Here is a 12,311-nt window from a genome sequence, read left to right on the forward strand (position 1 = left end):
CGTTCCCGCGTTTACTGGTTTATTTGGTCGCGGCAGTATAAACGAGACGTGATGTTGTCCTCGAGCACCTCTACAGAGGTCCACCATGCTGAATGGTATGGGGACGGATGGGGCGGTGCTCCCGTAGGTGATTGGATGGGATATGTCGTATACGATCCGGCCGATTCTTTGCCCCAAATAAACACCGTCGGAACGCCTGCGAAAATAGCCGGTATTCCTTGCGAAGTAGTTTCCGTGCGACGCCTTGAAAGAGGCTGGTACTCAGTCGTTACAGATATGAACCAGTTCTGGGATAGCGGTCACCCTAATTGCTGAGAGCTATCAACGTCCCATTTCTTGTAGATGCTCTGATAGGATCTTGTTCTGGCTGAAGCTTGAAGAAGTTCGTTCGATCGTTCGCGGCACCTATCTTTGTACGAGGTCTTGCATGCAACGGAAACCAAGTGTTCCTGCCGCTCTATTTCTCGTCGCAGTGTTGATGTTCCAAAGCTTCGGGGCTACCCTTCTCGCTCAAGCGACTGCTCCAGCGCCTCCTCCTCCAACGCCCGATCAGCTGGATCAGTTGCTGGCGCCGATAGCGCTCTATCCTGACTCGCTGCTGGCCCAGATTACGACGGCTTCGACAAATCCTCAGGAGATTTTGGATGTCGATAACTGGCTGGCGTTGAATAAGAACCTAAGCGGAACGGAGCTGACGGACGCGGCGCAGAAAAGCGGCTTCGACCCTGCCTTTATTGCTCTTACCAGCTTTCCATCCGTGATCGAGATGATGGCCGAGAACATCGACGACTATGCTGCGATCGGGAGTGCCGTGTCGTCGAATCAGGCGGAGGTGTCGGCGTCGATTCAGCGGTTGCGTTCGCAGGCTTATACGGCGGGAGCGTTGCGCAGCACGCCGCAGCAGCAGGTGGAGGTGCAGCAGAGTTCGGGGCAGCCAATTTATGTGATTCAGCCGACGAATCCGCAAGTGGTGTATATCCCGCAGTACGACCCTACGGTCGTTTATGTGGGACCAAGTACTGGCAGTGTGGTGGCGGCGTCGCTCATTGGTTTTGGGGTGGGGATCGGGATTGGTGCGCTGTTGGTGAACAACCAGCCGTGGGGCTGGGGTGGTTGGGGATGGAACTGGGGCGGGCGCAGCATCTACTACAACCACGGCCCCTGGGGTGGGTGGCGTGGCGGATACCGTCCGCCGCGGCCTTATTATCGTCCACGGCCGGTGCCCTACGGTAGCCGTCCAGGATACGGCGGCAACTGGGGATATCGTCCGTCGAACTATCGGCCACCGATGTCGGCGAATCGGCCTGGGTACAGCCGTCCCGGGTATGGTCAGCCGGGTTACCGTCCGGGGCGCCCAACCTCTGGGCCTGGGAGCCGGCCAGGAGGTTCGCGTCCTGGAACTCCGGGATATAGACCGGGCGGGTCGAATGGGAATCGCCCAGGAACTACGCCGGGGAATCGTCCTGGTGGTTCGAATGGAAGTCGTCCGGGGAATGGAAGCCGGCCGGGCGGCGGTCAGAGTGTGGGCCGTCCCTCTCAGCCGGGGCAGGGTGGCAGGCCTCCGCAACAGACCCGTCCGCCACAACAGACCCGACCAACGCCGCAGCCTCGTCCAACACAACCCCGGCCTACGAATCAGAGCAGACCTACGCCGCAGCCCCGGCCGACACAACAAAGTCGCCCGACCAACCAGAGCCGGCCCACCTCACAGTCGAGGTCGGCGGGAAGGCCATCGTCGGGGTCTCGGCCACCGTCGAACAGAGGTTCAGGCAATAGCCCAAACTAACTTGCATCGTCGCGCCTCGCCATTGAAGGTTTAGGCGGTCTGCGTCATTGCGCCATTCAGGGCGATTTTGCGCTGATGCAACTGGAATCCGGATGCGCTGGGACCGCCTACAACCTTTGGGGAATCATTGTAGATACTGGGTTTAGGGATTTTGAAGCTGCATTGTTGGTGCAGTCATACCCTCGTCACATAGTGGCTCGATACTGCCCTCGTAAGCAGCCTGAGGGCTTACGAGCCAAGGGGGGTAACCCGATGAGCCAGTCGAGCGTGTCGTACCTGTGGAGGGAACCGGAGGCGGCGAAGGGCTTCCTGACCGGCGTATCGCTACACAGCCATACGAATCAGTCGAAGGAGACGTTGGATTTCATCTCGGAGCTGTCGAAGGATTGGAGCTTTCTGCAGCCGATTATGCGGTGGGGCGAGCGGCGGAGCAAGCGGCTGACTGGAATCGATCCAGACTATGCACGGGCTTACTGGACGCCGCCATTGACGCCGAGCCTGGCGTTCGATCTCGAGCGGAAGCAAATCGAAGAAAAGCTGCAGATTCAGGGGCTGGTCTCGATTACGGATCACGACGACATCAACGCTCCGATGCTGCTGCGGACGGTGCCCTCGTCGCGGCATATTCCGGTATCGGTAGAGTGGACGGTGCCGTTTGGGGCGACTGCCTTTCACTTGGGGATTCACAATCTTCCGAGCGCGACTGGGGCGGAGTGGATGGAGCGGATGGCAGCGTTTACCGCGATGCCGGTCACAACCCGTGCGCCGAAGCTGCTGACGGAGATGCTGGTGGAGCTCGATGAGCTGCCGGGAGTGTTGATTGTGTTCAACCACCCGCTGTGGGATCTGTATCGTGTGGGCAAGGAGAAGCATGAGGTGCTGGTGAATGAGTTTCTGGCCGTGAATGGGCAGTTCGTTCATGCGCTGGAGTTGAACGGGCTGCGCGACTGGAAGGAGAATCGCGAGACCTCCACGCTTGCCGGGAAGTGGAATCAGCTGGTGATCAGTGGTGGCGATCGCCATGGCGTTGAGCCGAATGCGAATGTGAATCTGACGCGGGCGTCGAGCTTCAACGAGTTTGTGCACGAGGTGAGGCGCGAGCGGCAGAGCCATGTGTTGTTTATGCCGCAGTATGCCGAACCGTGGAAGCACAGGATTCTGCAGTCGACCCTGGACGCGATTCGAAACTATCCGGATTTTCCGGAGGGATCGAGATTGTGGGATGAGCGGGTGTACCATCCCGACGCGGAAGGCGTAATTCAGCCGATGACGCGGCTATGGACGACCGGACATGCTCCAGCATTCTTCCGGGCGGTGCTGGTGATGGTTCGAATGATGGGCGCGGGGCCGGTTTCGAGCGGGCTCCGGATGGCGTGGAATGACAGCGGGGAGATGCGGACGACGCTGGCTAAGCTGGATGCTTAGGGCGTAGAGGCTGGTGTCCTGCCGGACGGGCCCGCTGCGCGCGGGGCGGTCACTTCGTGACTTGTATCCCGGTCTTGGTAGACGATCGGTATAGGGCCTCCTTCGGTCGGCTTTGTCTTTCTCTGGGTAAAAACTTCCGGACTGCGGAGCACGAGAGGTAGTCTAAAGCGATGCGGGTGCCGCGTGTTGCCTACTTTCCGGACTCGTTCCATGAGGTGAATGGGGTCGCGCATACGAGCCGCAACTTTGTGGCGTATGCGGAGCGCCATGAGCTGCCGTTTCTGTGTGTGCGCGCAGGCGGCCGGGTGGGGGCGTTCGAGCAGGTGGGAGAGCTAAGGACGCTGGAGCTGGAACGAAGTCGCACATCGGTTCGCATGGAGAAGGACCTTGAGTTCGACACACTGTTCTGGCGGCACGGCGGAGCGATTCGGCGGCAGTTGGAGCGCTTTCAGCCGGATGTGATTCACATTACGGGGCCAAGTGAGTTGGGGATGTTTGGTGCGTACTTCGCGTGGGAGCTGGGGATTCCGCTGGCGGCGTCGTGGCATACGAATGTGCATGAGTATGCGGCACGAAGAATGGGGTGGTTAACCGGCAAGTTGTCGGCACGGGCGGGCGCGACGACCGAGCGCGGCGTGGAGGCGGGGGCGTTGTGGGCTACTTCGCGGTTTTACCAGTTGGCCAAGGTCTTGTTTGCGCCGAACGAAGAGCTCTGCCGCATGCTGGAGAAGACGACAGGAAGGCCCTGCTACCTGATGCAGCGCGGAGTGGATACGGTGTGGTTTTCGCCTGCGCACCGTACGCGTGAGGCCAGCGACAGGACGGTGGTGCTGGGGTATGTGGGCCGTCTTTCGATTGAGAAGAATGTGAAGCTGTTGACGCGAGTGCGGAGAGAGCTCGCGACGATGGGAGTGGGCGGCGTGAAGTTTCTGATCGTCGGGCATGGCAGCGATGAGGCGGAGTTGCGGCTGGAGCTGGCAGACGCTGAGTTTGCGGGCGTGTTGCGCGGGGCCGCGCTAGCAGAGGCTTACGCAAATATGGATGTGCTGGTGTTTCCTTCGCATACCGATACCTTTGGGAATGTAGTGTTGGAGGCACTGGCGAGCGGTGTGCCTGCGGTGGTGACCCCCGACGGCGGCCCGAAGTTTATCGTGCGGGATGGCGAGACGGGATTTGTAATGGAGGATGATCAATTTTCGACAGCGGTTGCGGATCTGGTGAGAGACAGGGCGCGGCTGGAGGTAATGCGGCTGAAGGCGCGGGAGTATGCGCTGGGGTGCAGCTGGGATGCGGTGTTTGACCGTGTGTATGCGGGCTACGAGACGCTGCTGCCGGTGCGCCGGGCTGGTGTGACAATTGGCGAACTGGCGTAGGCGATAGGCCAGGTGTGACAGTACTCCCCTTCGGCAAAGCTCGGGACCAGCATGACAACGCAAACAAAGCTTAGAGGAAAACAAACAGGCGTGGAACCGCGCCGGCCCCCTCCGCGTACTGCTCTTTGCCATTCTCGCAATCAAGGAGATTACTATGCCGTCTTTCGCTACGCCTTCCATCGGATTCGCCGCTACGGTGGCGGCGATTGTTCTCGCTTCCACATCGACTGTGGTGTTTGCTCAGAGCTCAGACCACGAGTGGCAGAAGGTTTATGCCGTGGGTGGTGGGACTGCTTCGCTTACGGTGGAGACGGGCGACAGCGGCCTTGAGATCCACTCATGCGGCGACTGCAAGGAGATCAGAGTTCATGTCGAGTCAACGCAAAACCTGAGCGAGTACGTGATCGAGGAGCATCAGGAGGGCGATCACGTTTCGTTCACGATCAAAGAAAAACCGCACGCCTTCCGGGTTCAATGGAACGCGAGTCGAAGAACGAAGGTAAGTGTGGAGACTCCGGCAAAGCTGGATCTGGATGCGAAGGTTGCGGACGGTAATCTGTCTGCGCAGGATCTGACGGGCAAGGTTCAAGTCCGCTCCGGCGATGGTTCGGTGGAGCTTAACAACATCAAAGGGGATGTGCACTTGGTTGCCTCAGATGGCAGCGTCAGCCTGCACAATGCGATTGGCACCGTTGATGCTCGCGGTTCGGACGGCAGTATGAAGATCGATGGACAGTTCACGATGGTTCAGCTGCAGACCAGCGACGGCAATCTGGACTTCACCCTTTCTCCTGGATCTCAGCTTACGAGTGCTTCGCAGATAAAGAGTTCGGATGGACGGGTTTCTATCCGGCTGCCGCAGACGCTCTCCGCGGATATGGATGTGGCGACCGGCGATGGACATCTAAACTGCACGCTTCCGCTGACATTGGATCACTACAACAGCAGGGAGTCGAGCGGACATCACCTGCACGGGCACTTGAATAACGGCGGCGTTCCGTTCAGCATTCGCGCCTCGGATGGGAACGTCAGCATAACAACCCTCTAGTAGCGGAGTTCGCCGATGAACGCGGCGTATGGGGCGAGGGTCATCTGTTCGAGATTCATCGTGCCGATGTTGTCGTCTGAGCGTAGTACGGAGCGGATGAAGCTTCCGCGCAGATCGAGCCTTGTTGTATCTGCTTTGAGCGACAGGATGACGGGATGCGCCGTGAGGTTGAAGAGCAGGATCATGACCGGAGAAGTAGCCGAGACGACCTTCGGTTTGCGGATCAGCACTAGAACGTTTTGATCGTCGCGGTTGATGGTGAGGCTGGTCCCCAAAGCGAGGGTGGAGTTGCCATGATGGAGCGCGCTGAGCTGACGATACCAGTTGAGGAGAGAGTCGGGATCGGTGTCCTCGAGAGCGGCGTTCGGCGTGGCATCGGGTGAAGTGCTGGCCGTGGTCGTGGGAGGCTTGTTCGGGATTGGGGTCGGGCTTGTAGGTGGTTTATAGGGGACGTAGGTCTCGCTGGTGGTCGGCTTGTACGGGACATAGGTTTCGCTGGCAGGGGCGGCGGGTGGAGGAGGCGGAGGCGCGTCCCACACGATCAGCGGCGCGGCTGCGCTGGAGGGAGAGGCAGAGCGGACGCCGAGTTCCTGCCCATAGTAGAGCAGCGACTCGGCGCGGGTGGTAAAGAGAAGAGTTGCGACCAATTTGGCGATAGCGAGGTCGTGCTGGCCGTCGGCGTAGCGGCTCATGCTGCGGGTGAAGGTGGGGCCATCGGTGGCGAGGAGCGGAAGGCTGTGGCCGGCTTGCTGGATGTCCTGGAGGCGGTCGATAAGGGGGCGGATGGTGGATGCGTTGAGTGGGGTGATAGCGCCGAGGCGGTCGTCGAGCAGGAGCTGCGGGGATTGCGTGTCGAGCACGGTGCTGCGTGGCTGGGTGGTAGTGTGTGCTTGCCGCCGTGAGCGGGAGTGTGCGTGGTGGCGGCCTCGGGTGGCGGGCTGCGGCTGCGGTTGAGGCTGGGCGGTTGCGACTAAGTTGGGATCCGCATCGGCGATGAGGATGCGTTGGCCGAGATAGCTGACGGTAGTGGTGCGGAGGGTTGCAGCCTGTTGGTGGGCGGCTTCACTGGTGCCGTTGACATGAAAGCCCGCGATGCCGCGGCTGAGCCAGAAGCGGGCGACGTTGGGCAGGTCCTCTGCGGGTATCGCGGGGTCGAGGTCGAGCAGGACGCGGAGGCGACGGCTGCTGGCTTCGCGAAGGAGATCGTCGAACTCGTCGAGGGAGCCGAGGGCGGGATCGATCGTCTCGGCATGGGTGGCGTCGGACTGGAGATGCGTGAGAAGGATGGCGTCGGTGCCGAGGGAGTGGATGTAGTCGAGGCGATGGACGATGCCGTGAAGGGGGCTGTCTCCTGCCGGGCTGAAGTCGGCGGGGTTGATCTCGTAGATGATGGCGCGCTGCCACCAGAGGTCGGTGGTGATGCCGGAGCCAACCCAGCCGGGGCGCGCGAGAGTCTGCGATGAGGCAAGGGGAGCGACTGCCGTGAGAGCGCAGGCGAGACAGAAGGAGAGAAGAGGTCGGGGAGTTCGGTGGAGGGTGATCATGCGCTCGTAATTGAGATGCTACGCGAGACGGCCGGGGAATGGGATGGGGGGTGCATGCGCCGCTTTGGGCAAGCTTTATGGACGGGAGTGCTGCTCCTCTTCTTGTGTTTCGAGGAGCGAGGTTTTATGGTCAATGAATCCGCTGCAAATAAAAGGAGATTCGCATGAGAGGTCTTGCCGCTTTTGGTATGGGGGCTGCGCTGTTTTTTGTTCAGTCGGGGTTGGCGCAGATGGGCGCGCCGGATACGCCGCCGCCAGTGTCGATGCCGGCCATCCATGGGCCGCTCGCGGCGAAGTACAAGGCAGACGCGGATCGAATTTTGAAGGCAGGCGAGACCGATGACGATGGATATGTGGCGCTGACGTATCTGTGCGATCACATCGGCAAGCGGTTGAGCGGATCGCCGCAGCTGAACACGGCGGTCGAATGGGGCGCGGAGCTGATGCGTAAGGCCGGCCTGCAGAACGTGACGGTGCAGCCGGTGATGGTGCCGCACTGGGTGAGGGGGGAGGAGTCGGGTGCGATCGTTGCGCCGGTGACCAAGCCGCTGCACATGCTGGGGCTCGGTATGAGCGTGGGCACGCCGAAGGGAGGCATTACCGCTGAGGCGGTGTTTGTCCCTAGCTTCGCGGCGCTGGATGCGATGACGCCGGAGCAGGTGAAGGGAAAGATCGTCGTGTTCAATCCGGGCTGGCATGGCTATGGGGTGAACGTGATGTATCGCGCGATTGGGCCGTCGAAGGCTGCGGCAAAGGGCGCGGTGGGCGTGCTGGTGCGGTCGGCTACGGGGTTGGCGATGCAGACGCCGCATACTGGCGCGCTCTTTTACGACGAGAAGGTGACGAAGATTCCTGCGGCCGCCATTTCAATAGAAGACGCGTTGATGATCGAGCGACTATGTAAAGAAGGGCCGGTGAAGGTGCATCTGCAGATGGAGGCGCACATCGAGCCAGAGGTGCAAGCCGGCAATGTGATCGGCGAGATTGTTGGCAGCGAGCATCCGGAACAGGTGGTGGTGATCGGCGGACACATTGATTCGTGGGATGTGGGCCAGGGTGCGCAGGATGATGGGTCGGGAATTATGGGAACGTTTCAGGCGGTGACGCTGATTCATAAGCTGGGGCTGAAGCCAAAGCGCACGATCCGCATAGTGTTCTGGGTTAATGAGGAGAACGGCGAGGCGGGCGGGAAGGCGTATCGAAAGATGATTGGCCCGAAGATCGGCGAACAGGTTGCGGCGATCGAGATGGATGAAGGCGCGGAAAAGCCACTTGGGATAGGGTATGGCGGCTTCGAGTCGCTGATGCCGGGTGCGCCGCCATTCGATTTGAGCAAGCTGCCCCCGGATCAGCAGCAGTCGTTTGCGGCGCTGCAGGATATCGCTTCGCTGCTGGGGCCGATTGGCGCGGATAAGGTTCTGCCGGGCGGAGGCGGGTCCGACATCGAGCCGCTCACCGACGACGGCGTTCCTGCGCTGGCTCCGCGGACCGAGGATCTGCACTACTTCGACTGGCATCACACCGAGGCGGACACGCTGGATAAGGTCGATCCGAAGGAGTTTCGGAAGAGCGCGGCTATGTTGTCCGTCGTGGCTTATGTGCTGGCGGATATGGATGGCCGCTTGGCGGGGAAGGTCGCTGCAGCGGCGAAGTAGCTTTGGTTTAGAGAGATGGCTGTGGCGGAGTCATTCCGCTACAGCCATTTTTTTTGCGAGTCAGCGAGTCAGGGAATCAGCGCGGTGGTGGTGCCGTAGACGGTGGAACGGGTTTGCCATTGGCGGTGTCGGACTCCATCAACTCGGCGCGAGTGCCGTCGGGGTCGAAGAGGTTGACTTGGCGCTTGCCGTTGACGCCGGTGTGTGGAGCGATGGGCTTGCCGTAAGTTTGGAACGCGGGGCGAGCCTCGAGGGTTGCGATGGACTTTGCTACGTCGGGCACGAGAAGCGAGATGTGCTCTTGGCCGCCGCGTTTATCGGGTGCAGGAAGGTCGCGGTAGAGCATGAACTCGACGTAGTCGTTGCCGTCGGGCACCTGCATGTCGATCCAGCTTAGTTGTGTTCCGTTGGAGCTGCCGCGCCAGAACTCGTGGAAGCCGAGAAGGTCGCCGTAGAACTTGATGGACGTTTCACTGCTGCCGACGAGAAAGCCGAGGTGATAGATGGAGTCGGAGATGCGCGTTGCAGGCAGGAATTTGCCGGCGTTGCGAGCCTCCATGCCGTCCGGCTGGGGTTCGACGAACTCGATGAGATTGCCGTCGGGATCTTTGATCTCGAAGTTCAGGTCGCCGGTCTTGCCTTTGCTGACTTTGCTGTCGACCGGAACGCCGCGAGAGGCGAAGTAACGTCGCATCTGCTCAGCATTTGAAACCGTAAAGGCGATGTGGTTGAGATGGCCAGAGTCTGTCAGTGGCTGCTGGTTGAAGAGCTCGACATGCTGGTGATCGTTGATCTTTATGAAGGCGATGTGGACGGTGCCATCTGGGTTCTTGAGATCGTAGAACTCGTCATAACCGAGAAGACCTTGCCAGAAGTCGAGCGCTTTTGGAAGATCGGAGACGAAGAAACCGACGTGCGAGATGTCGAGGATGCGGGGGCGGACGGGCGCGGTTTGAGCCGAAACGGCGAGGGTCCAGGCTAAGAAGCTGGTGACGAGAAACACTGGTCTTTTGCTTCGATTCATCAGACTGATGATAGTCCTCTCCTCGGAGTCATCGTATCGTTGCGATAATGGATTAGAACAAGGCCAACCCGGCACGAACTCGTTCTTTGTTTTCTCTAAAATTCACCTTTGCCCGATTGACATGGATCACCCGGCTCGATAGCCTCAAGGTCCGGCGGTGATTGGTGGGCCAGTCTTTTTGCTGTCGGAATCCCAAAAGTCCTTGCGGAGACTCCGCGTGATGCAAGGGGCAGAAGGCTGGACTTTCAATGAGCACAAGAGCAGATTTCAGCGTTGATGAGTGGGATCTTCTGCGATCCTCTCCGTTTATGGCGAGCATTCTGGTTGTAGCAGCGAGCCCCAGCGGTCCCATTGGCCTTGTTCAGGAGTCAACGGCTGCAGGCAAGATGATTATCCAGGCAGCGGGATCAGCGCAGACTCCGCTGCTGAAGGATCTTGCGCAAGACCTGACGCAGAAGATGTCGATTCCGAAACCGCCAGCAGGCGCAACCCCTGTTCAGGTGCAGGCGGCGGCAACCGAGATCCTGAAGCGGACCTCCGATCTGCTGGCACAGAAGGCCACGCCTGAGGAAGCAACCGAGGTGAAGCAGTGGCTGGCGGGAGTCGCCAAAGCGACCGCGGAGGCTACGAAGGAGGGCGGCTTTCTCGGCTTCGGCGGCACTCTGGTCTCGGAGGAGGAGAAGGCGGCACTGGCGACGATCAACTCGACGCTGGGACTTGCGGCCTGACCTCGGTTTGCAGACGGCTAGCTGATGTCGAAGCTGACTCCCTGCGCCAGTGGCAGATCGGTGCCGTAGTTTATGGTGTTGGTGGCGCGACGCATGTACTGCTTCCACGCGTCGGAGCCGGATTCGCGTCCGCCTCCAGTCTCTTTTTCGCCGCCGAACGCTCCGCCGATCTCCGCACCTGAGGTGCCGATGTTGACGTTGGCGATGCCGCAGTCGGAGCCGGTGGCTGAGAGGAAGAGCTCGGCCTCGCGGAGGTTCATAGTGAAGATCGACGACGAGAGTCCCTGGGGCACATCGTTGTGCAGGGCGAGCGCACCGGCGAAGTCGGTGTACTTGAGGACGTAGAGGATGGGAGCGAAGGTCTCGCGCTTGACCACCTCAGCCTGGGACGAGATCTCGACGAGGGCGGGGCGAACGTAGAATGCCGCGGGGTTTTGCTTGTTGTCTATCTGGGTGGAGATGCGTTCGCCTCCGGTAATGGTCGCGCCAGCGCTGCGAGCCTCTTCGAGCGACTTCTGCATCGCGTTGAAGGATCGTTCGTCGATGAGCGGGCCTACCAGGGTGCCTTGTGCTCCTGGGTCGCCGATGACGACCGAGCCGTAGACCTTCTTGAGCTGCGGAACGAGCTTGTCATAGACGCTCTCGTGGACGATCAGGCGGCGCAGTGTAGTGCAACGCTGACCAGCGGTTCCCATTGCAGAGAAGGCGATGGCGCGGAGGGTGAGGTCGAGGTCCGCGGTCGGGGCGACGATGGCTGCGTTGTTGCCGCCGAGCTCGAGGATGGCCTTGGCGAAGCGCGCGGCGAGCTTCGGAGCTACAGCGCGGCCCATCGCAGTCGATCCGGTGGCGGAGACAAGTGGGATGAGTGGGCTGTCGACCAGTTGTTCGCCAACCTTCGCATCGCCGATGAGGAGGGTCGCCAGGCCGGACGGAGTACCGCCAAACTTCTTTGCAGCTCGCTCGAAGATGGCTTGCGTGGCGAGGGCGGTCAGCGGAGTTTTTTCGCTGGGCTTCCAGACGACGGAGTCGCCACAGACGAGCGCGAGGGCTGCGTTCCAGCTCCACACAGCAACAGGGAAGTTGAAGGCGGAGATAACGCCGACGACGCCGAGGGGGTGCCAGGTCTCCATCATGCGATGCTTGCTGCGTTCAGAAGGAACGGTGAGTCCGGCTAGCTGGCGCGAAAGTCCGGCCGCGAAGGTGCAGATGTCGATCATCTCCTGAACCTCGCCCTGGCCTTCGGAGAGCAGCTTGCCGGTTTCGATGGTGACGAGGCGGCCCAGAGGTTCGATATTGGCGCGGAGTTCTTCGCCGAGAATGCGGATGAGTTCTCCTCGTTTGGGAGCAGGAACGTTGCGCCACTCGAGATAGGCGGCGTGCGCCTGGACAATAGCTTTTTGGGCGGCCTCGGCGGTGATGGTGGGAACCTGCGCGATAACCTCGCCGGTGATGGGGGTGCGGACGGTGAGCTCGCCTTTTGTGATCGCGGCAACGGGCACGCCGAGCGCGGCGAGGATGGATTCTACTTCTTGTTGGATCGTCATAGTTTGTCTTGATTCTTCTCGCAGTTAGCGTAGATGCAGCTAGCGTAATGGTGCAGATCGCGGGCCTTCTCCAGTATAGCGGTTGGAGGATGGATGGTACGCCGCGCGAATGCACTGGATTGGCACGGTGATTTGCGGCTTGATGGGATGACGGAGAACGGTTCACGTGTGGCGCGAAGCCACA

9 protein-coding genes are annotated in these 12,311 nt (G+C 60.5%); 6 read left to right on the forward strand and 3 right to left on the reverse strand.

Features of this window, described 5'->3' with window-relative positions; all coding sequences use genetic code 11:
• Window positions 1–427: 427 nt before the first annotated feature.
• From HDF08_RS20105 to HDF08_RS20120, 4 genes are all read left to right on the forward strand, one after another.
• Window positions 428–1,786: a DUF3300 domain-containing protein gene (locus HDF08_RS20105; RefSeq protein WP_179640433.1), complete on the forward strand. Its 1,359-nt coding sequence runs from the start codon at window positions 428–430 to the stop codon at window positions 1,784–1,786.
• A 252-nt stretch (window positions 1,787–2,038) separates the two neighbouring features.
• Window positions 2,039–3,211 carry a hypothetical protein gene (locus HDF08_RS20110; protein WP_257031298.1) on the forward strand — a complete coding sequence of 391 codons (1,173 nt, stop codon included), beginning with the start codon at window positions 2,039–2,041 and terminating at the stop codon, window positions 3,209–3,211.
• 170 nt (window positions 3,212–3,381) lie between these two features.
• Window positions 3,382–4,584, forward strand: a complete 1,203-nt coding sequence (locus HDF08_RS20115) for a glycosyltransferase (RefSeq protein ID WP_179640434.1) — start codon at window positions 3,382–3,384, stop codon at window positions 4,582–4,584.
• 154 nt (window positions 4,585–4,738) lie between these two features.
• Window positions 4,739–5,632, forward strand: a complete 894-nt coding sequence (locus HDF08_RS20120) for a DUF4097 family beta strand repeat-containing protein (protein ID WP_179640435.1) — start codon at window positions 4,739–4,741, stop codon at window positions 5,630–5,632.
• Here HDF08_RS20120 and HDF08_RS20125 read toward each other — a convergent pair.
• Entirely contained in the window at window positions 5,629–7,176 is a 1,548-nt protein-coding gene (locus tag HDF08_RS20125) for an alpha-amylase family glycosyl hydrolase (RefSeq protein WP_179640436.1), read from the reverse strand. The genes HDF08_RS20120 and HDF08_RS20125 overlap by 4 nt on opposite strands.
• 164 nt (window positions 7,177–7,340) lie before the next feature.
• Here HDF08_RS20125 and HDF08_RS20130 point away from each other — a divergent pair, with 164 nt between their 5' ends.
• On the forward strand, window positions 7,341–8,831 hold the full coding sequence (locus HDF08_RS20130; RefSeq protein ID WP_257031299.1) for a M20/M25/M40 family metallo-hydrolase: 1,491 nt from the start codon (window positions 7,341–7,343) through the stop codon (window positions 8,829–8,831).
• Window positions 8,832–8,907: 76 nt separating this feature from the next.
• Here the strand turns inward: HDF08_RS20130 and HDF08_RS20135 are convergent, their stop codons facing one another.
• Window positions 8,908–9,855, reverse strand: a complete 948-nt coding sequence (locus tag HDF08_RS20135; protein ID WP_179640437.1) for a VOC family protein — start codon at window positions 9,853–9,855, stop codon at window positions 8,908–8,910.
• Between the two features lie 248 nt (window positions 9,856–10,103).
• Here HDF08_RS20135 and HDF08_RS20140 point away from each other — a divergent pair, with 248 nt between their 5' ends.
• Window positions 10,104–10,583, forward strand: coding sequence for a hypothetical protein (locus HDF08_RS20140; protein ID WP_179640438.1), 480 nt, complete (start codon window positions 10,104–10,106; stop codon window positions 10,581–10,583).
• Between the two features lie 17 nt (window positions 10,584–10,600).
• Here the strand turns inward: HDF08_RS20140 and amaB are convergent, their stop codons facing one another.
• Window positions 10,601–12,127 carry an L-piperidine-6-carboxylate dehydrogenase gene (gene amaB, locus HDF08_RS20145; RefSeq protein WP_179640439.1) on the reverse strand — a complete coding sequence of 509 codons (1,527 nt, stop codon included), beginning with the start codon at window positions 12,125–12,127 and terminating at the stop codon, window positions 10,601–10,603.
• Between the last annotated feature and the right edge of the window lie 184 nt (window positions 12,128–12,311).

The sequence above is a fragment of the Tunturiibacter empetritectus genome (assembly GCF_013410875.1).
GTDB lineage: Bacteria > Acidobacteriota > Terriglobia > Terriglobales > Acidobacteriaceae > Edaphobacter > Edaphobacter empetritectus.